General features: G+C 70.4%; 20 protein-coding genes. 8 read left to right on the top strand and 12 right to left on the bottom strand.

Annotated elements, in window-relative coordinates; translation table 11 throughout:
• Positions 1-170: 170 nt before the first annotated feature.
• Together serA and OG943_RS46265 are read right to left on the bottom strand one after the other, a co-directional pair.
• On the bottom strand, positions 171-1,769 hold the full coding sequence (gene serA / locus OG943_RS46270) for a phosphoglycerate dehydrogenase (protein WP_328607211.1): 1,599 nt from the start codon (positions 1,767-1,769) through the stop codon (positions 171-173).
• Between the two features lie 125 nt (positions 1,770-1,894).
• Positions 1,895-2,458 (bottom strand): TetR/AcrR family transcriptional regulator, encoded by a 564-nt coding sequence (locus tag OG943_RS46265; protein WP_328607210.1) that lies wholly within the window; start codon positions 2,456-2,458, stop codon positions 1,895-1,897.
• 86 nt (positions 2,459-2,544) lie between these two features.
• Between OG943_RS46265 and OG943_RS46260 the strand changes: the two genes are divergently transcribed.
• The 4 genes from OG943_RS46260 (at position 2,545) to OG943_RS46245 (ending at position 6,839) form a co-directional block, all read left to right on the top strand.
• The gene (locus tag OG943_RS46260; protein WP_328607209.1) at positions 2,545-3,453 is read left to right on the top strand and encodes a TIGR03620 family F420-dependent LLM class oxidoreductase; all 909 of its coding nucleotides are present in this window, start codon (positions 2,545-2,547) and stop codon (positions 3,451-3,453) included.
• Positions 3,450-4,277, top strand: a complete 828-nt coding sequence (locus OG943_RS46255; protein WP_328607208.1) for a TIGR03620 family F420-dependent LLM class oxidoreductase — start codon at positions 3,450-3,452, stop codon at positions 4,275-4,277. Before OG943_RS46260 ends, OG943_RS46255 begins: the two co-directional genes overlap by 4 nt.
• 163 nt (positions 4,278-4,440) lie before the next feature.
• Positions 4,441-5,805, top strand: a complete 1,365-nt coding sequence (locus OG943_RS46250; RefSeq protein WP_328607207.1) for an ankyrin repeat domain-containing protein — start codon at positions 4,441-4,443, stop codon at positions 5,803-5,805.
• A gap of 131 nt (positions 5,806-5,936) precedes the next feature.
• Complete coding sequence (locus tag OG943_RS46245) at positions 5,937-6,839, top strand: nuclear transport factor 2 family protein (protein WP_328607206.1); 903 nt, start codon at positions 5,937-5,939, stop codon at positions 6,837-6,839.
• A 51-nt stretch (positions 6,840-6,890) separates the two neighbouring features.
• Here the strand turns inward: OG943_RS46245 and OG943_RS46240 are convergent, their stop codons facing one another.
• The 4 genes from OG943_RS46240 to OG943_RS46225 all read right to left on the bottom strand — a co-directional run bounded on the left by OG943_RS46240 (position 6,891) and on the right by OG943_RS46225 (position 10,924).
• Positions 6,891-7,166, bottom strand: a complete 276-nt coding sequence (locus OG943_RS46240; RefSeq protein ID WP_328607205.1) for a DUF397 domain-containing protein — start codon at positions 7,164-7,166, stop codon at positions 6,891-6,893.
• A 249-nt stretch (positions 7,167-7,415) separates the two neighbouring features.
• Complete coding sequence (gene ilvC / locus OG943_RS46235; RefSeq protein WP_328607204.1) at positions 7,416-8,429, bottom strand: ketol-acid reductoisomerase; 1,014 nt, start codon at positions 8,427-8,429, stop codon at positions 7,416-7,418.
• 99 nt (positions 8,430-8,528) lie between these two features.
• On the bottom strand, positions 8,529-9,035 hold the full coding sequence (gene ilvN / locus OG943_RS46230; RefSeq protein ID WP_086842284.1) for an acetolactate synthase small subunit: 507 nt from the start codon (positions 9,033-9,035) through the stop codon (positions 8,529-8,531).
• Positions 9,032-10,924: an acetolactate synthase large subunit gene (locus OG943_RS46225; RefSeq protein WP_328607203.1), complete on the bottom strand. Its 1,893-nt coding sequence runs from the start codon at positions 10,922-10,924 to the stop codon at positions 9,032-9,034. The genes ilvN and OG943_RS46225 overlap by 4 nt, the downstream gene beginning before the upstream one ends.
• 322 nt (positions 10,925-11,246) lie before the next feature.
• Between OG943_RS46225 and OG943_RS46220 the strand changes: the two genes are divergently transcribed.
• Both OG943_RS46220 and ilvD read left to right on the top strand, forming a co-directional pair.
• Positions 11,247-11,834, top strand: a complete 588-nt coding sequence (locus OG943_RS46220) for a PH domain-containing protein (protein WP_442874666.1) — start codon at positions 11,247-11,249, stop codon at positions 11,832-11,834.
• A 72-nt stretch (positions 11,835-11,906) separates the two neighbouring features.
• Positions 11,907-13,751, top strand: a complete 1,845-nt coding sequence (gene ilvD / locus OG943_RS46215) for a dihydroxy-acid dehydratase (RefSeq protein ID WP_328607202.1) — start codon at positions 11,907-11,909, stop codon at positions 13,749-13,751.
• A gap of 486 nt (positions 13,752-14,237) precedes the next feature.
• On the opposite strand, the gene OG943_RS46210 is transcribed toward ilvD, so the two are convergent.
• Both OG943_RS46210 and OG943_RS46205 read right to left on the bottom strand, forming a co-directional pair.
• Positions 14,238-14,780 carry a DoxX family membrane protein gene (locus tag OG943_RS46210; RefSeq protein ID WP_442874849.1) on the bottom strand — a complete coding sequence of 181 codons (543 nt, stop codon included), beginning with the start codon at positions 14,778-14,780 and terminating at the stop codon, positions 14,238-14,240.
• A gap of 187 nt (positions 14,781-14,967) precedes the next feature.
• On the bottom strand, positions 14,968-15,876 hold the full coding sequence (locus OG943_RS46205) for an NAD(P)-dependent oxidoreductase (RefSeq protein WP_328607200.1): 909 nt from the start codon (positions 15,874-15,876) through the stop codon (positions 14,968-14,970).
• A gap of 58 nt (positions 15,877-15,934) precedes the next feature.
• Here OG943_RS46205 and OG943_RS46200 point away from each other — a divergent pair, with 58 nt between their 5' ends.
• Positions 15,935-17,143: a PQQ-dependent sugar dehydrogenase gene (locus OG943_RS46200; protein ID WP_328612350.1), complete on the top strand. Its 1,209-nt coding sequence runs from the start codon at positions 15,935-15,937 to the stop codon at positions 17,141-17,143.
• Positions 17,144-17,836: 693 nt separating this feature from the next.
• Here OG943_RS46200 and OG943_RS46195 read toward each other — a convergent pair.
• The 4 genes from OG943_RS46195 to gatC are packed head-to-tail and all read right to left on the bottom strand — an operon-like array spanning position 17,837 to position 21,674.
• Positions 17,837-18,358: a hypothetical protein gene (locus tag OG943_RS46195; protein WP_328607199.1), complete on the bottom strand. Its 522-nt coding sequence runs from the start codon at positions 18,356-18,358 to the stop codon at positions 17,837-17,839.
• The gene (gatB, locus tag OG943_RS46190) at positions 18,359-19,864 is read right to left on the bottom strand and encodes an Asp-tRNA(Asn)/Glu-tRNA(Gln) amidotransferase subunit GatB (RefSeq protein ID WP_328607198.1); all 1,506 of its coding nucleotides are present in this window, start codon (positions 19,862-19,864) and stop codon (positions 18,359-18,361) included.
• Complete coding sequence (gene gatA, locus OG943_RS46185) at positions 19,861-21,378, bottom strand: Asp-tRNA(Asn)/Glu-tRNA(Gln) amidotransferase subunit GatA (protein WP_328607197.1); 1,518 nt, start codon at positions 21,376-21,378, stop codon at positions 19,861-19,863. The genes gatB and gatA overlap by 4 nt, the downstream gene beginning before the upstream one ends.
• On the bottom strand, positions 21,375-21,674 hold the full coding sequence (gatC, locus tag OG943_RS46180; RefSeq protein ID WP_328607196.1) for an Asp-tRNA(Asn)/Glu-tRNA(Gln) amidotransferase subunit GatC: 300 nt from the start codon (positions 21,672-21,674) through the stop codon (positions 21,375-21,377). The genes gatA and gatC overlap by 4 nt, the downstream gene beginning before the upstream one ends.
• A 233-nt stretch (positions 21,675-21,907) precedes the next feature.
• Here gatC and OG943_RS46175 point away from each other — a divergent pair, with 233 nt between their 5' ends.
• Positions 21,908-22,561, top strand: a complete 654-nt coding sequence (locus OG943_RS46175; RefSeq protein ID WP_328612349.1) for an amino acid-binding protein — start codon at positions 21,908-21,910, stop codon at positions 22,559-22,561.
• Positions 22,562-22,814 lie beyond the last annotated feature (253 nt).

Genomic DNA, 22,814 nt, shown 5'->3' with positions numbered 1-22,814 from the left:
CGTGGTTCTGCCTCGCGGCACAGAACCTATCCGCCCGAAAGACCTACTTTCGTGCCGAATAGCCTCTGTTATGCGAATGTTGCCGGTCTGCCCGTACCGGCGAAAACGAAGGCCCCTTTCCCGCAGCGCGCGGAAAAGGGGCCTTCGACGTGGTCGTGTCCAGTGGAAATCTAGTTGAAGTCGACCCCGCGGATCGTGTGCGTGCCCACGGCGGCGCCGATCGGCTGGAGCACGTTGTTGTCCACATGCCGGTCGACGCGCAGCAGCATCACGGCGTCGGAGCCGTCGGTGGTCTGGCTGATCTGCGCGGCCTCGATGTTGATGCCGGCCTCGCCGAGCAGCGTGCCGACACGGCCCATGATGCCGGGGCGGTCCGGGTATTCGAGCAGCAGCACGTGGCCCTCGGCGCGCAGGTCGAAGTGGCGGCCGTTGACCTCGACGAGCTTCTCGACCTCGTCCTTGCCGGTGACCGAGCCGGACACAGTCAGGGTCGTGCCGTCGCCGTGCACCGCGCGAACGGTGACCAGGCTACGGAACTTGGGGCTCTCGGTCTCGGTGACGAGGTCGACCTGCACGCCCAGCTCCTCGGCCAGCCGCGGCGCGTTGACGAAGGTGACCTGGTCCTCGACCACGCCGGCGAACACGCCGCGCAGCGCGGCGAGCTGCAGCACGGAGGTGTCCTCGCTGCCCAGCTCGCCCTTGACCACGACGGTCACCGAGGTCGGCGCCTTCGGGCGCAGCGCGGTGAGCACGGTGCCCAGCTTCTGCGTCAGCGACAGGTACGGGCGCACGTGCTCGCCGACGGCACCACCACCGGAAACGTTGACCGCGTCCGGCACGAAGTCGCCGCGCAGCGCGAGCAGCACGGAGCGGGCGACGTCGGTGCCCGCACGGTCCTGCGCTTCGGCGGTGGACGCGCCCAGGTGCGGCGTGACCACGACGTTCGGCAGCTCGAACAGCGGGCTGGACGTGGTCGGCTCGGTGACGAACACGTCGATGCCCGCGCCGCCGACGTGGCCGCTGCGGATCGCGTCGGCCAGCGCCTCCTCGACGATCAGGCCGCCGCGCGCGGCGTTGACGATGATGACGCCGGGCTTGGTCTTCTTGAGCGCCTCGGCGTCGATCAGGCCCTTGGTCTCCGGCGTCTTCGGCAGGTGGATGGAGATGGCGTCGGCGCGCTCCAGCAGCTCGTCGAGGGTGACGAGCTCGATGCCGAGCTGCGCGGCGCGCGCGGCCGAGACGTACGGGTCGTACGCGATGAGCTTGGTGTCGAAGGCGGCGAGGCGCTGGGAGAACAGCTGGCCGATCTTGCCGAGGCCGACCACGCCGACGGTCTTGCCCTGCAGCTCGATGCCGGAGAACGAGCTGCGCTTCCACTCGCCCGCGCGCAGGCTCTGGTCGGCGGCCGGCACGCGCCGGGCGACCGAGAGCAGCAGCGCGACCGCGTGCTCGGCGGCGGAGACGATGTTGGACGTCGGCGCGTTGACCACCAGCACGCCACGCTCGGTGGCGGCGGGAACCTCGACGTTGTCCAGCCCCACGCCCGCGCGCGCGACGACCTTCAGCTGCGTGGTGTGGGCGAGCACTTCGGCGTCGACCTTCGTGGCGGATCGGACCAGGAGCGCGTCGGCACTCTTCACCGCCTCGAACAGCGCGGGACGGTCCGTGCCGTCCACATGCCGGACCTCTACCTCGTCACCGAAAACACTCACCACGGAAGGCGCGAGCTTCTCCGCGATGAGGACGACGGGTTTGCTGGGCTTGGTCACGATGCGGCTCCCACTATCTGGTCACATTCCAGGATGCTCTGGGTCGACAACGGTCTCAGCACGTCATTGTGCCCCGGTCAAGGCGGAGTTTAACCCGCTGGACCGGCCCCTGGCTTCTCCCGGTGTTAACTCGCCCGCAATCCCTCGAAAACAAGAGCAAGGAGGCGTTGCATGCCTCCGTCGCCGGGCAGGTGCGCACCGGCCCAGGATGCCGCGTGCAGCAACAGAAGCAGCTCGTTCGCCGTGACGTCGGCGCGGAGCTCGCCTGCCTGCTTCGCACGTTCCACTAGATGGGAACCCGCCTCGCGCATAGCGTGGCAGGACGCGTACAGCCGCGACGACTCGTCGTTGAGCGCGTCCGCGGTCAGTTCGACCAACCCGCGGAAGGTGCCGGTGGTGTCGCCGAGCCCCGCCAGCCAGGTCTGCAGGGCGGTCAGCGGCTCGGCGTGGGTGAGCAGTTCGCGCGCCCGCTCGGCCTGGACGTCGAACCGGGCGCGCAGGAGCGTCTCGAGTAGTGCTTCCCGGGTCGGGAAGTGCCGGTAGAGCGTGCCGATGCCAACGCCGGCGCGGCGGGCGATGTCTTCCAGCGACGCGTCGACGCCGTGCTCGGTGAACGCACGCTCCGCCTCCTCGAGGAGGCGTTCGTAGTTACGGCGGGCGTCCGCGCGCATCGGCTTCACTTCGGTCATCGCCCCGCCAATGCTACCCGGTAGACATTCGGAGGCAGCCTCCGTATGTTAACCGGAGGCAGCCTCGGATTACTGGAGGGAACGAGATGACCCTGCTCGAAGACACCCGGGCCCGGCTCGGCGCGATCGGCGCGTGGCTGCCGAGCGCGCCACTGGCCCCACCGCCGGACGTCGAACGCGCGGCGACCCGGCAGCTCGCCGCGCTCGGCTACCGCTCGGTCTGGAGCGGTGAAGGACCCGGCACGCGCGAGGTGTTCGCACACTTCGGCGACCTGCTCGCCTCGGTGCCGGACGTCGTACTCGGCACCGGCATCGCCAACATGTGGTCGCGGGCGGGGCGGACCGCCGAAAAGGGCGGGGCGACGCTCGCGCAGGCATACCCCGGCCGGTTCGTGCTCGGCATCGGCGCCGGGCACGAGTTCCAGACGGCGAAGCTCGGCAAGCGATACCGGCCGGTGGAACAGCTGCGGGACTATCTGTCCGAAATGGACGCCAGTGCGGCGGAGAACCCTTCCCCGGTGGCGTTTCCCCGGGTACTGGCCGCTGTCGGGCCCAAAATGCTGGCGCTGGCCCGCGACCACGCCGACGGCGCGCACCCGTTCGCCCAGACGGTCGGGCACACGCCGTACGCCCGCGAAATCCTCGGGCCGGACAAACTGCTGATCCCGCAGCAGACGGTGCTGCTCGGCAGCCGCGAAGAAGCCAGGGCGAGCGTCCGCCGCAGCGTGGCGCTTTCACACGAACACAACGTGAAAGCGTACATCGCAGGCTGGAAACGGCTCGGCTTCACCGACTCCGACATCAACGGCCCCAGCGACCGCTTCGTCGACGACTACCTCATCTGGGGCAACGCGAAGACGATCGCGAAGCGGCTCGGCGAACTCCTCGACGCCGGCGCGGACCACGTGCTCGTCACCCCGTCCGCCGGCTCCTTCGAATCCATTGTGGACGATCTGGCCGAGCTGGCCCCGGCACTGGCCGAGGTGACGCGATGAGCGTGGGAATCTGGCAGTTCTTCGACGGTGTCCCGGTCGGCGCCCTGCGCGAGACCGCCGCCGAGGTGGAGGAGCTGGGCTTCGACGCGCTCTGGTTCGGCGAATACGGCGGGCGGGACGCGTTCACGCAAGCCGCGCTGATCCTCGCGGCCACGTCGAAGCTGACGGTGGCGACCGGGATCGCGCGGTTCGACCGACGGGCGCCGATCACGGCGGAGGCCGCGACGCGGGCGCTCGGCGAGGCGTACCCCGGCCGGTTCGTCGTCGGCCTGGGCGGGCACTTCCCGGGCCAGCGGCCGCTCGCGGCGATACGCGAATACCTGGCCGGCATGGACCAGGCCGACCTGCCCGGACTGCCGCCGCCGGCACTGCGGCCGCGCCGGGTGCTCGCGGCGCTCGGCCCGAAGGCACTGGACCTGGCGGCGGAGCAGGCCGACGGGGCCCACCCGTACTTCGTCCCGCCGGAGCACACGGCGCTGGCCAGGGAACAGCTCGGCCAGAGCGCGTACCTCGCGGTCGAGCAGGCGGTGGTGCTGGACGGCGACACCGAGACGGCGCGTGAGGTGGCCCGGGAACACGTTGGCACGTACGTGAAGCTCGCCCCGCACCACCGGTCGAACCTCCGTCGGCTCGGCTTCACCGACGACGACCTGTCCGGCGGCGGCAGCGACCGGCTCGTCGACGCGTTGGTCGCCTTCCGCGGCGAACAGCAGGTCGCCGACCGGATCCGGGCCCATCTCGACGCGGGCGCCGACCACGTCTGCGTCCAGGTGCTGGCCCGGACCCCGCGGTCCTACCGCGCCCTCGCCGCCCTGCTGACCTGAGCAGCGAGCGGCGGGCCCCGAGGTAAGCTGGCGGGACGCGGTGAGGGCCGCGTCCCGTCCGCGGAAAGGGCTGAGCCCACCCCCGCAGCACAGCACCACCAGTTCCGCACCTTCTTTCCTGCCCGGTGCCGGCGGACCACGGGCGACGAGGGAAGGAGGCACTATGGGCACGCTGCCCGCGAATCCCAGCCTGGAGCAGTTGCGTAAACGCGCGAAAGAACTCGCGCGCGCCGAAGCCGTGAAGCTGTCCGAAGCGCAGTTCCGCATCGCGCGCGAGCACGGTTTCCCGAGCTGGCCCAAGCTGCAGGCGTACGTCCGCCGCGTCGCCGAAAACGGGCCAGACCTGCAGCACGCCTACCACGCCGACGTCGGCTACTACGCCGACCGCGCGATCGGGCTGCTCGCGTCCGCCGAAGATGGCACGCCCGGCGCGTGCGTGGCGTTCGAACGCCACGGTCAGGCCCTCACCCGCGACGGCGCCCGGGCGGTCGTCGCGCGGGAGCACGGTTTCGGCTCGTGGCGGGCGTTACGCGAGCACGTCGCGGCGTTGCCGGAAAGCGGCGAACCTTTCGCCCGCGCGTACCGGCTGGTCGAAGCGCGCGACGTCGACGGGCTGGCGGCGATGCTCGACGCGTTCCCCCAGCTGGTCCACGCCCGCGGCACCAACGGCAACGACCTGCTCGGCATGGCCGGCGCCACCGGCGACGAACGGCTCACGCGCGTGCTCCTCGATCGCGGCGCCGACCCGTCACGCGCCAACGCGCACGGCTGGACGCCGCTGCACCAGGCCGCCTACAGCAAGCTGCCGCTGCTCGCCGGCATGCTGCTCGACGCCGGCGCACCACTGGACGTTTCCGCGCGCGGCGACGGCGGGACTCCCCTGATCGTCGCCCTGTTCTGGGGAAACCGGGCCGTGGCCAAAAAACTGGCGGCGCGCGAACGGTCCCCTCACAACCTCCGGGTCGCCGCTGGCCTCGGCGACCTCGCACTGTTGGACGAGCTCATCCGTCCGAACGGGACACTCGCGCCGGGCGCGGGCGAGCACCGCGAGTTCTACCGCCCGCACAGCGGATTCCCGTTCTGGCGTCCCACGGACGACCCGGCCGAGATCCGCGACGAAGCCCTCAGCTGGGCCGCGCGCAACGATCGCGTGGAAGCAATCCGGACGCTCACCGCCCGCGGCGCGGACCTGGACGCCGACGTCTACCGCGGCACCGCCTTGACGTGGGCCGTCGCCCGGGGCCGGCTCGCCGTGGTGCGGACGCTGCTCGAACTGGGCGCCGACGTGAACCGCGTGGGCACGTTCGGCGGTCCGGAGCACGGCGTGGGCATCACTGCGCTGCACCTCGCCGCGGAGGGCGGCCGGCTGGACGTCATCACCGCGCTCACCGCGGCCGGCGCCGACCTCACCGTCCGCGACAGCCAATGGAACAGCACCCCCGAAGGCTGGGCCGAGGCGTGCGACCAGCCGGAGGCCCGCGTCCTGCTGCAGCAGCTGGCCGGCCCGGAGCACGCTCCCGAGCCGTAGCCACCCAGCGGCCAAACCCTGCTCAGCGCCCCGCCAAGCGCCGACCAGTGGACAACCGGAGTAGCTAGTCCGTATGGTCGTCGAGTATACGGACTAGATACTCCGTTTCATCGCGTCCACTGGAGGGCTTCATGACCAAACCCGCCGATGTGTTCACTCGCCTTTCCGATGGCCTGTCCGAGGGGCGGTACGACGAGCTTTCGTCGTTGTACGCCGAGGACACCGTGGTCGAGCATCCGACGGCGGTGCCGCGGCCCGGGCGGCTGGAGGGGCGCCAAGCCCTCCACGACCGGTTCACCGGCGGGCTCGGGGCGACGCTGCGCCTGAAGGGCCACGACGTGGTCGTCCACGAGACGACGGATCCCGAGGTGATCGTCGCCGAATACCGGAACACGGTGGAGTCCCTCAAGACGGGGCGGAGCACCGAAACCGCCAACATCCTGGTGATCCGCGCGCGCGACGGGCTGCTCGTCCACACCCGCGACTACCACGACTACCTCAAGCTGGCCGCCGTCCAGGGCGGCACCGACCAGCTCGCGGACGCCTACGCGCAAGCCCCGGCGCACGTGCCCGGGCCCATCGCGCCCCGGCCCGCCGAACTGGCCGACCGCAAGAGCCCACTGGGTGTGTTCCAACGGCTCTGCTTCGGCGTCTCGGACGGCCGCTGGGCCGAGCTCCCGGACCTCTACGCCGAGCAGACCGACGTCAGTCACCCGTTCCTGCCGAACGCACCGGCCCTGAAAACCCGCGACGACCTGCGGACCCACTTCGCGTCGGCCGGCGAGTTGGGGATCCGGATGCAGGCGACCGACCTCGTGACGTACCAGTCGACCGATCCGGAGGTGATCATCGGCGAATTCGGCTACGAGGGTGAACTCGGTGGAAAACCGTTCCGCGTCAACAACATCTTCGTGGTGCGGGTGCGCGACGGCCTGATCGTCGAGTCCCGTGACTACGGCGACCACCTCTCGCTGGCCGCGACCGCGGGACGGCTGCCGGAGCTGATCGCGAGCCTGGGCGACCAGCCGGCCTGACCTCGCGAGCAACGAGGACCAGCAGGAGCACAGCCCGTCGCCGATCAACGGCTACTTCGAGAAGTCCCCGGGTAGTTCGAACTCCCCGTCCTCGACGCCTTTCACGAACGCATCCCATTCCGAAGGCGTGAACACCATCGTGAGGCCGTCCGGCTCCACGGAATGCCGCAATGCCACGTAGGTGACGCCATCGGTGTGCGGCACGAAGGCGAACTCAAGGCGGTTCTCGAGTGTGATGCCTTCCTGCTCGCCCCGGATCCACTCGGCGTCGGCCAGGTCGAGTTCGTGCCGGATGTGCGCCTTGTCATCGACCGGCTGATCAGTCATGACGCCAGCGTAACCACCCGGTCACCGGCCACAAGGGACGGCCACGCGGACGGGAACGGCCCCCTCACCCGGCAGGGCGAGGGGGCCGTTCGCGACCGGAACCACGGCGATCGGGACCACTTCGGCAATCGGGACCACCGAGGTGATCGGGACCGCCGCGGCGATCGGGACCACCGCGACAGTCGGGACCACCGAGGTGCCCGGATCCGCGGTAATCGGACCCGCTGTGATCGGATCCGAAGGCAGGACTCAGGCAGTCTCGGTGATCGGCCGGTCCACCCAGGACATCAGGTCGCGCAGCTTCTTGCCGGTCGCCTCGATCGGGTGCTGGTTGCCCTGCTCCTCGAGCTTGATGAAGTTCGGCCGACCGGCCTCGTCCTCGGCCACCCACTCGCGGGCGAAGGTGCCGTCCTGGATCTCGCCCAGGATCTTCTTCATCTCCGCCTTGACCGCGGGCGAGATCACGCGCGGGCCGCGGGTGAGGTCGCCGTACTCGGCCGTGTCGGAGATGGAGTAGCGCTGGCGCGCGATGCCGCCCTCGTACATGAGGTCGACGATCAGCTTGAGCTCGTGCAGCACCTCGAAGTAGGCGATCTCCGGGGCGTAGCCGGCCTCGGTGAGCACCTCGAAACCGGTCTGCACCAGCGCGGAGGCACCGCCGCAGAGCACGGCCTGCTCGCCGAAGAGGTCGGTCTCGGTCTCCTCGGTGAAGGTCGTCTTGATGACGCCCGCCCGCGCGCCGCCGATGGCCGCGGCGTAGGAGAGCGCGAGCGCCTGCGCGCCGCCCGTGGCGTCCTGCTCGACCGCGATCAGGCAGGGCACGCCCTTGCCGTCGACGAACTGCCGGCGGACCAGGTGGCCCGGGCCCTTCGGCGCGACCATGGCGACGTCCACGTTGCCCGGCGGCTTGATCAGGTCGTAGCGGATGTTGAAGCCGTGGCCGAAGAAGATCGCGTCGCCGTCCTTCAGGTTCGGCGCGATGTGCTCTTCGTAGATGAACCGCTGCTTGGTGTCCGGCGCGAGGATCATGATGAGGTCGGCCTCGGCCGCGGCCTCCGCCACCGACAGCACGCGCAGGCCCTGCTCTTCGGCCTTGGCGCGGGACTTCGACCCCTCCTGCAGGCCGATCCGGACGTCGACACCCGAGTCGCGCAGGCTCAGCGAGTGGGCGTGGCCCTGGCTGCCATAGCCGATCACGGCGACCTTGCGACCCTGGATGATCGAAAGGTCCGCGTCGTCGTCGTAGAAGATTTCCACTGCCATGGGGGGTACTACTTCCTTTCCTGACTTCTGAACGTCTTGGGGCAAGCGCGGGCTTGCCCTCCGATGGGGGGTCTGGGGGTCCGGCCCCCGGGAACACTGTCAGCGGGGCGAGGTGGCGGTGATCGAGCGGGCCCCGCGCCCGACCGCGACCATCCCGGACTGCACGAGCTCCCGGATGCCGTACGGCTCGAGCATCCGCAGCAGCGCGCCGATCTTGTCCGACGTGCCGGTCGCCTCGACGGTGAGCGCCTCGGGGGACACGTCCACCACCTTGGCACGGAAGAGCTGGACGGTCTCGAGCACCTGGCTGCGCACGGTGTTGTCGGCCCGGACCTTCACGAGCAGCAGTTCGCGCTGCACCGCCGTGGACTGTTCCAGCTCCACGATCTTGATCACGTTCACCAGCTTGTTGAGCTGTTTGGTCACCTGTTCGAGCGGTAGCTCCTCAACGGCGACCACGATCGTCATGCGGGACACCTCGGGGTTCTCCGTGGGCCCGACGGCGAGAGACTCGATGTTGAAGCCGCGGCGGGAGAACAGTCCGGAAACCCGGGCGAGCACACCGGGCTTGTTCTCGACCAGCACGCTGAGCGTGTGGACGGTCATCGGTCTTCTCCTTCCGCGGTTGTGGCGGTCTCGGCCACTTCCTGCGAAACGTCGTCGTCGTCGAACAGCGGCCGGATCCCGCGGACCGACATGATCTCGTCGTTCCCGGTGCCCGCGGCCACCATCGGCCACACCTGGGCATCCTTCCCCACGACGAAATCGATCACGACGGGACGGTCGTTGATCTCCATCGCGCGGCGGATGGTGGCGTCGACGTCTTCCTTGGTCTCACAGCGCAGGCCGGCGCAGCCGAGCGCCTCGGCCAGCAGCGTGAAGTCCGGGATGCGGTGCTTGTGCGTGCCGAGGTCGGTGTTGGAGTACCGCTCGGAATAGAACAGGTTCTGCCACTGCCGGACCATGCCGAGGTTGCCGTTGTTGATCACGGCCACCTTGATCGGCGCGCCCTCGATGGCGCACGTGGCGAGCTCCTGGTTGGTCATCTGGAAGCAGCCGTCGCCGTCGATCGCCCACACCGGCGTGTCGGGGAGGCCGAACTGCGCGCCCATCGCGGCCGGGACGGCGTAACCCATCGTGCCGAGGCCGCCGGAGTTGATCCAGGTGCGCGGGTTCTCGTACTTGATGAACTGCGCGGCCCACATCTGGTGCTGGCCGACGCCCGCGGTGAACACCGCGTCCGGGCCGACCAGCTCGCCGATCCGCTCGATGACGTACTGCGGCGACAGCGAGCCGTCGTCGGGCCACTCGTAGCCGGCCGGGTAGTCCGTCCGCCACGAATCGACCTGCGTCCACCAGTCGGCGAGGTCGGGGCGGTGGCCGTGGTCGAACTCGGCGCGCACCGCGGTGATCAGCTCGCCGAGGATCTCCTTGCAGTCGCCCACGATCGGCACGTCGGCCTTGCGGTTCTTGGAGATCTCCGCCGGGTCGATGTCGGCGTGGACGACCTTCGCGTCGGGCGCGAACGACGAGAGCTGCCCGGTGACCCGGTCGTCGAACCGCGCGCCGAGCGCGATCAGCAGGTCGGCGCGCTGCATCGACGCGACGGCGGCGACGGCGCCGTGCATGCCGGGCATGCCGACGTGCTGGCGGTGCGAGTCCGGGAACGCGCCCCGCGCCATTAGCGTGGTCGCGACCGGGATGCCGGTCAGCTCGGCCAGCTCCAGCAACTGCTCGGAGGCCTCCGCCTTGATCACACCGCCGCCGACGTACAGCACCGGGCGGTGGGCCTGCGCGATCAGCTTCGCGGCTTCGCGGACCTGCTTGCCGTGCGGCCGCAGCGTCGGGCGGTAGCCCGGCAGCCGCAGCTCCGTGGGCCAGGAGAACGAGGTCATCTCCTGGAGCACGTCCTTGGGGATGTCCACCAGCACCGGGCCGGGTCGGCCCGTCGACGCCAGGTGGAACGCCTCGGCGATGGCCCGCGGGATCTCCGCCGGGTCGGTGACGAGGAAGTTGTGCTTGGTGATCGGCATGGTGATGCCGCAGATGTCGGCTTCCTGGAACGCGTCCGTGCCGATCAGCGAACGGCTCTGCTGCCCCGTGATGGCGACGATCGGGACCGAGTCCATGTTCGCGTCGGCCAGGGGGGTGACGAGGTTCGTGGCGCCGGGGCCCGACGTCGCCATGCAGACGCCGACCTTGCCGGTCGCCTGGGCGTAACCGGTGGCGGCGTGCCCGGCGCCCTGCTCGTGCCGGACGAGGATGTGCCGGACCTTCGTGGAGTCGAGCAGCGGGTCGTACGCGGGGAGGATCGTTCCGCCGGGAATGCCGAAGACGATCTCGGCGCCGACCGCCTCGAGCGAGCGCACAAGCGACTGGGCGCCCGTGACCCTTACCGGGGTTCCCGCCGGCGGCGCCGGCTTCGGACGTGCTCCTGGGACACCGGGCGCGGTGGGCCCGGGCTTCGCGTCGCTGCGCGACGTGGCACTGGTCATCGGTTCTGCCTCGTGGGTTGTCGGTGTCACTCGTTCGGGTTATCTGGGGCCGTACACCGGTCGAAAACCGGTTTCACGCAACAAAAAACCCTCGCCGACCATAAGGTCGCACGAGGGTCGCGCGTCGACGCAGCGGACTCTTCCTAAGCGTCGACGCGCTTGGGAAGTACGAGGCCGGTGTGCGTTGTCACGGCGCTGACGTTAGACCGGCCGCCGCGCGAGTGTCAACTCTGCGGGACGGCGATTCCGCATGCTGGACGGCCAGTACTGTCCCCGCAGACCCGCGCGCAGGCCCGCGCGAGGGCCGGTGCACCATTCTCCCGTGGACGGAAAAGAGCAGGACCAGAGCGTGGACGAGGGCCGGAAGGCCGTCTTCAAGATCCCCAGCACGGCATACCTGGCGATCGGGCTCCTGACCGTCTGTGTGACACCGATCGCACTCGGCGAGATCGGCGGGCTGCAGTGGCTGTACGTCTTCCCGATCGCGTTGTTCGTGTTCGTCGCGCGGTGGCGGACCGTCGCGACCAAGCGGGGCCTCGCCGTGCGGACCATGTTCGGCCAGCGCGACCTGCCGTGGTCCGCACTCAAGGGGCTGGCCATCACCGGCAAGTCGCGGGTCCGCGCGGTATTGCAGGACGACACGCAGATCGCGCTGCCCACCGTGCGGACGCGGCACCTGCCCGTACTCGCGCTGGTCAGCGAGGGCGTGGTCAAGGACCCGAGCGGGGTGCTGGGCGACGACGACGTCAAGACCGGTAAGGCCGACGGAGCCGGCGCCGAGACGGGCGTGACCACGCCGGAGGCGAAGGCCGGACCGGACGCCGGGGCCACTCCTGAGCCCGCTTCCAAGACCGCTGCTGAGACCGCTCCCGCGGAGACCGCCGGGTCCGAGGCGAAGCCGGGCGAGTAGAATTGGTAGGACCAGTTTGCGGGGCGATCTCGTGACTCCGCCTGGACCAGCCTTCTGACCTGGGAGAATGCCGTGCCGCACCTCCGTTCCCGGACCACCACCCACGGCCGCAACGCCGCGGGCGCGCGCTCGCTCTGGCGCGCGACCGGAATGACCGACAGCGACTTCGGCAAGCCGATCGTCGCCATCGCCAACTCCTACACGCAGTTCGTGCCGGGCCACGTGCACCTCAAGGACCTCGGCGACATCGTCGCGGAAGCGGTCAAGGAGGCGGGCGGCACCGCCCGCGAGTTCCACACGATCGCCGTCGACGACGGCATCGCGATGGGCCACTCCGGCATGCTCTACTCGCTGCCCTCGCGCGAGATCATCGCGGACTCCGTGGAGTACATGGTCAACGCGCACCAGGCCGACGCGCTCGTGTGCATCTCCAACTGCGACAAGATCACGCCGGGCATGCTGAACGCCGCCATGCGGCTGAACATCCCGACCGTGTTCGTCTCCGGCGGGCCGATGGAGGCGGGCAAGGCCGTGGTCGTCGGCGGGGTCGCGCAGGCGCCGACCGACCTGATCACCGCCATCTCCGCGTCCGCGAACAGCGAGGTGGACGAGGAGGGGCTGTCGATCGTCGAACGCTCCGCTTGCCCGACCTGCGGCTCCTGCTCCGGCATGTTCACCGCGAACTCCATGAACTGCCTGACCGAGGCGCTCGGCCTTTCGCTGCCGGGCAACGGCTCCACGCTGGCGACGCACGCCGCGCGCCGCGACCTGTTCGCGGGCGCCGGCCGCACCGTGATCGACCTGTGCAAGCGCTGGTACGGCGACGACGACGAGTCCGCGCTGCCCCGCTCGATCGCCACCAAGGCGGCGTTCGAGAACGCGATGGCGCTGGACATGGCGATGGGCGGCTCGACGAACACCGTCCTGCACATCCTCGCGGCCGCCCAGGAGGGCGAGGTCGACTTCACCATCGGCGAGATCGACGCGATCGGCCGCCGCGTGCCGTGCCTGTCGAAGGTGGCGCCGAACTCCGACTACCACATGGAGGACGTCCACCGCGCCGGCGGAATCCCGGCCATCCTCGGCGAACTGCACCGCGGCGGGCTGCTGAACACCGACGTCCACTCGGTGCACTCCCCCGACATCGACTCGTGGCTGAACGAGTGGGACGTTCGCGCCGAGTCCCCGTCGGAGAAGGCACTGGAGCTGTTCCACGCGGCGCCCGGCGGTGTGCGGACCACAAAGGCGTTCTCCACGGACAACCGCTGGTCGTCGCTGGACACCGACGCGGCGGGCGGTTGCATCCGCGACGTCGAGCACGCGTACACCAAGGACGGCGGCCTGGCCATCCTGCGCGGCAACCTCGCCGAGAACGGCGCGGTCATCAAGGCCGCGGGCATCGACGAGGACCTGTGGCACTTCCAGGGGCCGGCGCGCGTGCTGGAAAGCCAGGAGGAGGCCGTTTCGGCGATCCTCAAGAAGGAGATCCAGCCCGGCGAGGTCCTGGTGATCCGGTACGAGGGTCCCGCCGGCGGCCCCGGCATGCAGGAGATGCTGCACCCGACGGCGTTCCTCAAGGGCTCTGGCCTCGGCAAGAAGTGCGCCCTGATCACGGACGGCCGCTTCTCCGGCGGCTCCTCGGGCATCTCGGTCGGCCACATCTCCCCCGAGGCGGCCGCGGGCGGCCTGATCGCCCTGGTCGAAAACGGCGACCAGATCGTCCTCGACATCCACGAACGCCGCCTGGAACTCCTGGTCGCCCCCGAGATCCTGGCCGAGCGCCGGTCGAAGATGGAAGTCTCCGAACGGCCGTGGCAGCCGAAGGACCGCCAGCGCCCGATCACGGCGGCGCTGCGCGCGTACGCCCGGATGGCCACCTCCGCGGACACGGGCGCGGTGCGCGACCCGAACAAGTGAGCTGACCGTGGGGCTGGGTTGGTCGGGCCGAGTGCGTTGGTCGGCCTGACTGGGCTGGTCGGCTTTGGCTGGGTTCGGACTTGGCTGGGTTCGATCTTGGCTGGGTCGGTCAGCCTCGGCTGAGCTGCCTTGGCTGGGCTGGGCGGCCTCGGCTGAGCGGCCTTGGCTGGGCTGAGCGGCCTTGGCTGGGCTGAGCCGCCTTGGCTGGGTCGGTCCGACCGGATCGATCGGTCCGGCCTGGCTGCCCTGTGGCCGTCCGCTGATCTGACCGCCCTCGGCTCGGCCGGTCGGCACGACTTGCTTGGCCTCGCAGGTTCGACCGACCAGCCTTACCTGTTGATCTGGCTGACCCGACCAGGTTTGCCGGATTGCCCGCCATGGTCGATCCACCAGGCCTCCCGACCTGACCACTTTGACGCGAAAGGGCCGTTCACCCGTGGTGAACGGCCCTTTCGCTCGTCTTAGCCCGCCTCAGCGGGTCACCAGTCACCGGGTCAGGACGATGACCACCACAGACGCCGCCGCGGCGAGCAGTAGCGAAACGAGCCCCAGCGGCAATGGCCGTTTCCGCCACGGCGTGTTCCTCTCCAGCGAAATTCGGCCGGAACCCGTAAAGACCAGCGCCAGCGCGACCAGGCCGAGCAGCAGCTCGAACTCGAAGCCCTTGCCGTCACCCACGAAGAAGCCGCCGTGGAACTTCGCGTAGACGACGTTGGCCGCCACAGCGAGCAGCCCGGCGGCCGCGAGCGGGGTGAACAGGCCGACGAGCACCAGCGCCCCGCCCGCGACCTCGGTGACACCCGTGATCCACGAAAGCAGGGTGGTCTGTTTGTGGTAGCCGAACGTCTCCAGCACGTGCGCGAAGCCGCCGACCCCCGGCCCGCCGAACGCGCCGAACAGGTGCTGCAGCCCGTGCGCGCCCATGATCACGCCCAGCCCGAGCCGAAGGACCAGCAGGCCCAGGCCAAGGCCGGCCTGGCGCGGCTCGTCGAAATCGTCGCCGCTGGAGTCCTCCACGCCGGACAGCAGACTGGTCTGGTGGTCGTCCCCTTGACTGGTCACGCGCGAAGATTAGGCGATGACGCGCCCGGCCGCGAGCGAGCACGCCGAGGTCAGGGACCCCTTTCCACTGAACCGGTCCACTGAACCGGTCCACACCGCGTACGACACCGCCTCGTCTCCCTCCTCACACCATCTCGACGTCAAGCGGGCGAATTCAGTACTCCCCGTGCACCAGGTTGTCCGGTAGCTCGCCGCCGGCGTACCGCGCGATCTCGGCCGCGGCGACGGCGTACGAGCGGCGGCGGCCCCCGCTCACCGTCCCGCCGATGTGCGGCGTCAGCAGCAGGCCCGGCACCGACCACAGGGGGTGTTCCGGCGGCAGCGGTTCGGGGTCGGTGACGTCGAGGGCAGCGCGTAGCCGTCCCGCGGCCAGTTCGGCAACCAGCGCGTCGGTGGCCACGACGGGGCCGCGCGCGGCGTTGACCAGCACTGCGCCGTCCTGCATCGCGGCGAGGAACTCCGCGTCGACCATGCCGCGCGTACGCGACGTGAGGGGGACCATCAGCACCACGACGTCGTGCACCGGCAACAGGTCCGGCAGCTCCTCGACGCCGTGCACACCGTCGCGCGCGGACATGCCGACCATCGTGCAGCGCGCGTCGAACGGTTCGAGTCGCCGCCGTAGTTGCCGGCCGAGATCGCCGGCGCCGATGACGAGCACGTGCTTGCCTTGCAGCGTGTCGGCCGAGAACCGCGTCCAACGCGCTTCTCGTTGTGCGTCGGCGAAGACGTCCAACTGCCGGTGCATCGACAGCAGCACCGCGACGACCCACTCGGCCATGCTGCCGCCGTGCGCGCCGCGGCACGTCGAGAGGAGAACGCCCTCGGGGACTTTGCCGATCCAGTCGTCGGCGCCCGCCGTCAGTAGTTGGATCAGCTTGAGGTTCGGCAGCTCGCGCCACAGCTCGTCGCCCGCCGGGTGACGGCCGGGGATGAGCACTTCCGCCTTCGAGGCTTCCGTCGGCGCCGGATCGCCCCATTGGTAGCGCACGGCCTGCACGAGCGGGACCTCCGAGAGCGCGGCGACGCCCTCGTCATCGGGGACCAGCACGGTTACGGTCATGATCACCACGGTAACCACTTACCTGTGGCTCACGCGGCGCCACCTAGGCTGGGTCACCGTGCGTACCCGGTACCGGTGGTCCTCGCCGCTGGCCCTGCTGGCCTGCGGCGGTCTCCTGCTTTCCGGCTGTGCCCGGTTCGACGACAGCGCCGCGGGCCAGACGTTCAGCCCCGCGCCCGTCCCCAGCCCCGAGTCGCCCCCGCAGGTCCAGGGCCCCGGCGACGATTCCGGGGCTGGCCCCGGCAACCCGGGCGGGTCGCAGCAGCCGCCGACGCCGGTCCCGCCGCCACAGGGCTGCAAGGACTTCGACAAGGCCGTGATCGCCACCTGCCTGGACACCGTCGCGGCCGTGGCCGGGCTGCCCGGCGACGGCACCACGCCCAGCGCCCTCGCCGGCGAGCGGAAGTCCGGCCGCGTCCTGCTCGCCACCGCGGGCCACGACGCGACGACGTTCGCGCAGCTCGACGTCCAGGCCACCGGCGACGGCGGTCTGACCGGGCTGGCGCTTTCGCCCAGCTACGTCGAGGACCAGCTCGTGTTCGCGTACGTGACGACGGCCACGGACAACCGCGTCGTGCGCTTCGCGAAGGGCCAGGCGCCGAAGGCCGTGCTCACCGGCATCCCGAAGGGCACGACGGGCAACCGCGGCGCATTGGCGAGCGACGGCCGTGGCGCGCTTCTCGTCGCGACGGGCGACGCGGGCAACCCGTCGGCGGCCGCCGACGCGAATTCGCTCGCGGGCAAAATCCTGCGGATCGACACCTCCGGCAAGCCCGCCGCCGACAACCCGACGCCGAGCTCCGCGGTGTTCGCCTCCGGCCTCCACGCCCCTGGCGGCATCTGCGGCTCCGCCGACGGCAAACGCCTGTGGGTCACCGACCAGCCGGGCAGCGCCGACGCCGTCTACCGCGTCCAGGCGGGCCAGCAGCTCACGGTGCCCGCGTGGACGTGGCCGGACAAACCGGGCGTCGGCGGCTGCGCGGACTTCATCGACGCGAACGGCATCCTCGCCGTCGCCTCGTCGGGCGGCTTGCAGAACCTGCCGGTCAACGCGGACGGCGCCGTCACCGGCAAGCCCACCATCAGCCTCGACGGCAAGGGCAAGCCCCCCACGACGTACGGCCGCCTCGCCGGCATGGGCATGATCAACCCCCAGGTGGCCGTCGCGGGCACCACCAACAAGGACGGCGGCAAACCCGTCTCCAGTGACGACCGCGTCGTGCTCATCACCATCAGCCAGACCAACGGCGGGCAGGGCAAGGACTGAGCTGCCCTGGTGGTCTTCTTGTCGCCCGCCACTGGCGATTGCCTGGTCAGGACCTGGACCGCTTGGTACCGGCAACTCCTCCCCCGGCGATCGACGGCCGGGCGCCTTCCCCGTTGCCCACTGGCGACGACCCCTTCAGACGTCGCCGGTCAGCAGCAATCTGGCGGTCACCAGTTCGCGGCGGGTCCAGGCATCGCTGGTTGGCGGCCAGCCCGGACATCGCCGGTTAGGGGCAAGTCCGGGCATCGCCAGTTGGCGACCAGCCTGATCGTCGCCAGTTGGCGGCAAGTCCGGAAATCGCCGATTGACGGCAACCCCGGACGTCGCCGATCAGCGGCGAACCGGGCATCGCCGCTCAGTGGCAAGTCGGCACACCGGCTAGGTTTGCGGGCCAGTCTGATCGTCGCCGATTGGCGACATCCTGATCATCACCATCTGGCGGCTACTCCCCAGCTATCGCCGGTTGCCGACGACCGACCGTCGCCGCTCGTCGGCAACGCCAAGCACCGCTGCCGCGCGGCACGAGGGTGTCGCCACTGAGCGAACACAGCCGTTCCGGCGAGAGACGACGCAGCTCAGCCGGACGTCGCCGACCAAGGGTGACAACAATCAGCGAGGCCTCGCCAGTCAACGGCAACAACGATCGGCAACGCTCGCCAGCCAAGGGCTACGGCATCGCCGGAGCGTCGCCACTCAGGAACGACGAGGGCGTGGGGCTCGGGCTTCGGCGCGAGCAGCGCGGATGTCCAGGACAGCCGCCACCACCGAGACCACCGCGAAGAGCAGCCCCAGGTACCGCCCGATCCCGGCGTTGATCTCGACGCCGGCGGTCTGCAGGAAGGCGCGCTGGTCGCTGTCGAAGATCCAGTCGAGTGTGGTCCAGCCGATGACCATCAGCAGCAGCGCCCCGAGACCGGCGACGAGCCACAGGTGCGGCAGGCCGCTGGTCCGCACCTTCGTCACCTGCCCGAAAAGCACCACCGCCACGCCGGCGAGCAGTAGCACGAACGGCGGGAACCACGAGAAGAAATCCGCGTTCCACGCCGACCGCACGACGTCGCCGTGAGGGAGCGATGTGAAGGCGTCGCGCACGTCCGGCGTGGCCGTGTCCGCGGTCAGCGTCGTCCACGGCAGGAAGAGCGAGCCCAGCGCGAGCAGCCCGGCCGCCAGGCCGAGCCACTCGCGCCAGGTGACACGTTTGACGGAGAACGACACTCAGGAACCAACGCGCTCGATGATCAGCTCGCGGACGCGCTTGGCGTCGGCCTGCCCCTTGGTCGCCTTCATGACCGCGCCGACGATCGCGCCCGCCGCGGCGACCTTGCCACCGCGGATCTTGTCCGCGATGTCCGGCTGCGCGGCCAGCGCCTCGTCCACGGCGACGAGCAGCGCGGAGTCGTCGGAGACGACCTTCAGTCCGCGCTTCTCCACGACCTCGCGCGGCGAGCCCTCGCCCGCGAGGACGCCCTGGACGACCTCCTTGGCGAGCTTGTTCGTCAGCTCGCCGGAGGACACCAGCGCGATGACCTCGGCCAGCTGCGCCGGCGTGATCGCCAGGTCGGCGAGCTCCACCTCACGCGAGTTGGCCTCCTGGGCGAGCGTGTTGACCCACCAGCCGCGGGCCTCGTCCGGCGACGCGCCGGCCTCGACCGTGGCCGCGACGAGGTCGACGGCGCCCACGTTCAGCAGGTCGCGCAGGGCCTCGTCGGACAGGCTCCACTCGGTCTGGATGCGCTTGCGCCGCTCGGACGGCATTTCCGGCAGCGTCGCGCGCAGTTCCTCGACCCACTCGCGCGAGGGGGCGATCGGCACCAGGTCGGGCTCCGGGAAGTACCGGTAGTCCTCCGCGGTCTCCTTGGTGCGCCCGCCGGACGTGGTGCCGTCGGCCTCCTGGAAGTGCCGCGTCTCCTGCTTGATCGAGCCGCCGCCGGCGAGAATGGCCGCCTGGCGCGTCATCTCGTACCGCACGGCGCGCTCGACGCTGCGCAGAGAGTTGACGTTTTTCGTCTCGGTCCGCGTGCCGAATTCGGTGGCGTCCTTGGCCATCAGCGACACGTTCGCGTCGCAGCGCAGCGAGCCCTGGTCCATCCGGACGTCGGACACGTCGAGCGCGCTCAGCAGGTCCCGCAACGCGCTGACGTACGCCCGCGCGACCTCGGGCGCCCGCTCGCCGGTGCCCTCGATCGGCTTAGTGACGATCTCGATCAGCGGCACGCCCGCGCGGTTGTAGTCCAGCAGCGAGTAGTCCGCGCCGTGGATCCGGCCGGTCGCGCCGCCCACGTGCAGCGACTTGCCGGTGTCCTCCTCCATGTGCGCGCGCTCGATCTCCACGCGCACGACCTCGCCGTCGTCCAGCGTGACGTCGAGGTAGCCGTTGAAGGCGATCGGCTCGTCGTACTGCGAGGTCTGGAAGTTCTTCGGCTGGTCCGGGTAGAAGTAGTTCTTCCGGGCGAACCGGCACCACTCGGCGATCTCGCAGTTGAGTGCGAGGCCGATGCGGATCGCGCCCTCCACGCCCTTGCCGTTGACGACCGGCAGCGAGCCGGGCAGGCCCAGGCAGGTGGGGCAGACCTTGGTGTTCGGCTCGCCGCCGAACTCGTTGGCGCAGCCGCAGAACATCTTCGTGTTCGTGCTGAGCTCCACGTGGACCTCGAGCCCGAGCACCGGGTCGAACCGCTCGACGACGTCGGCGTAGTCCATCAACTCGGCCACGGCAGTCACTTCGTTCCTCCCAGCTCCGGGACCTTGTGCACGAGCGATCCGCCGGCGGCGGCGTCGCGCGCGGCCTCGTAGGCGGCGCCGACGCGGTAGAGCCGGTCGTCGGCGAGCGCCGGGGCCATGATCTGCAGGCCGACCGGCAGGCCGTCCTCGTCGGACAGTCCACTCGGGACGCTCATGGCGGCGTTGCCCGCGAGGTTCGACGGGATGGTGCACAGGTCGGCGAGGTACATCGCCATCGGGTCGTCCACGCGCTCGCCGATCTTGAACGCCGTGGTCGGCGTGGTCGGCGACACGAGCACGTCCACCTTGCCGAAGGCGTCGGAGAAGTCCTGCGTGATGAGCGTGCGGACCTTCTGCGCGGAGCCGTAGTAGGCGTCGTAGTAACCCGACGACAGCGCGTACGTGCCCAGCATGATCCGGCGCTTCACCTCCGCGCCGAAGCCCTTTTCGCGGGTCAGCGACATGACCTCTTCGGCGCTGTGCGAACCGTCGTCGGACACGCGCAGGCCGTAGCGCATGGCGTCGAACCTGGCCAGGTTCGACGACGCCTCGCTCGGCGCGATCAAGTAGTACGCGGGCAGCGCGTAGGTGAAGTGCGGGCACGACACCTCGACGATCTCGGCGCCGAGCGCGCGCAGCTGCTCGACCGCGGCCTGGAACGAGCGCAGGACGCCGCCCTGGTAGCCGTCGCCGCTGAACTCCTTGACGACACCGACGCGGACACCCTTGAGGTCGCCGTTGGCCCCCTCGCGCGCAGCCGCGGCGACGGGCGGAACCGGGGCCTTGATGGACGTCGAGTCCATCGGGTCGTAGCCGGCGATGACCTCGTGCAGCAGCGCGGCGTCCAGCACCGTGCGCGCGCACGGGCCGGCCTGGTCGAGCGACGACGAGAAGGCGACGAGGCCGTAACGCGAGACGCCGCCGTACGTCGGCTTCACGCCGACAGTGCCGGTGACGGCGCCGGGCTGGCGGATCGAGCCGCCGGTGTCGGTGCCGATGGCCAGCGCGGCCTCGAACGCGGCGATCGACGCGGACGAGCCGCCGCCGGAGCCGCCCGGGATTCGCGCGTGGTCCCACGGGTTGTGCGTCGGGCCGAAAGCCGAGTTCTCCGTGGACGAGCCCATCGCGAACTCGTCCATGTTCGTCTTGCCGAGGATGACGACGCCGGCTTCGCGCAGCCTGCGCGTGACCGTCGCGTCGTACGGCGGGAGCCAGCCCTCGAGCGTGCGCGAGCCCACCGTGGTGGGGATGCCCTTCGTGGTCAGGACGTCCTTCAGCGCCAGCGGCACGCCGGCCAGCGGCGATGCGGGCTGGTCGCCGGCGGCCAGCTGCTCGTCGACGTTCTTGGCCGCGCCCAGCGCGCCCTCGGTGTCGACGTGCAGGAACGCGTGGACGTGCTCGTCCACCTCGGCGATCCGGTCCAGGTGCGCCTGGGCGACCTCGACGGCGGACACCTCACGCGCGTGGATCTTCGCCGCCAGCTCGGCGGCGGTCAGCTTGACGAGTTCACTCACTGCTCTTCTCCCAGAATCCGCGGCACCCGGAACCGGCCCTCCTCGGCGGCCGGCGCACCGGCCAGTGCCTGCTGCTGCGTGAGGCTGGGCTGGACCACGTCGTCACGGAAGACGTTGGTCAGCGGCACGGCGTGCGAGGTCGGCGGGACATCCTCCGCGGCGACCTCGCTCACCTTCGCCACCGAGTCCAGGATCTGGTCGAGCTGGCCCGCGAAGACGTCCAGCTCGTCGTCGGTCACGGCCAGCCTGGCCAGCTTGGCGAGGTGCGCGACCTCGTCTCGGGAAATGTTGGGCACGCGGGTGACTCCCGGGTTGTGCTGTGCGGGTGCGGTCGGAAGCTGCAAGTCTATGGTGACGGCGTCGGCGAGCTCGACCGGGTTATCGCCGGGCGGGCCCGGGGCGAGGGTGCCCCGCTGGTGTCCCGCTCGCCGGACAGCGGTCCCCATCCACTGCCCGGTCTGTCACAATCGGCGGCCGGCACGCGCGTTCCACGGCAAGGCTGGAACGCTTGAGGCGAGAGGGGCGCGTGGTGTCGTTCCTGCTCCGGGTCCAGCTTCCGGACTCACCCGGCACCCTCGGCGCCGTTGCGACCGCGCTCGGCACGGTCGGCGCCGACATCCTCAGCGTCGACGTGGTGGAACGCGGCGGCGGGGTCGCCATCGACGACCTCGTGGTGGAGCTCCCGTCCGGCCGTCTGCCGGACGCGCTCATCACGGCGGCCGAGAGCATCGAAGGCGTCGAGGTGGACGCCGTGCGCCCGTACGCGGGGGTCCTCGACACGCATCGCGAGCTTGAGCTGGTCGAGGAGATCGCCGCGCAGCCCAAATCCGGCCTCGACCTGCTGGCCGAGGGCGTGCCGAAGATCATCCGCGCGGGCTGGGCCGTGGTCGTCGAGCACGCCGAGTCGGGCACCCGCCGCCTCGCCTCGTCGAGCGCCGCGCCGGAGAACCCGTTCACCGACCTGCCGTGGCTGCCGCTGGAACGCGCCACCGTGCTGGACGGCGAGGAGGACTGGATCCCGGAGACGTGGAAGGAGCTCGGCACCGAACTGGCGGCCACGCCGCTCGGCAAGCCGGGCAAGGCCCTGCTCGTCGCCCGCCCGGGCGGCCCGAACTTCCGCGCCGCGGAGGTCGCCCGCCTGGCCCACTTCGCCGGCATCGTCGCCGTTGTCTTGGACGGCTGACGGCCACCATTCGGGGCGCCCACCCGGCGGTGGAGGGCCTGGCCGGTCGTCGCCGCTGCTGGTCGTCGCCACTGGACGACAAGCGCCAGCTGGTCATCGCCGTTGAATGGCGAATGACAACCCGACCTTCGCCGCCAGAAGGCGAACGCTCATCGGCCATCGTCACCAGACGGCGAGCGCCAGCTGGTCATCACCACCGGAAAGTCGCGCCAACTGGTGCTCGCCGCTGGAGCGCAACGCCACCCCGCCGTCG

Origin of the sequence: Amycolatopsis sp. NBC_00345 (genome assembly GCF_036116635.1) — a bacterium.
Lineage (GTDB): Bacteria > Actinomycetota > Actinomycetes > Mycobacteriales > Pseudonocardiaceae > Amycolatopsis.
Note: the sequence above shows the minus strand (reverse complement) of the source record. Positions and strands in the feature narration are given on the sequence as shown.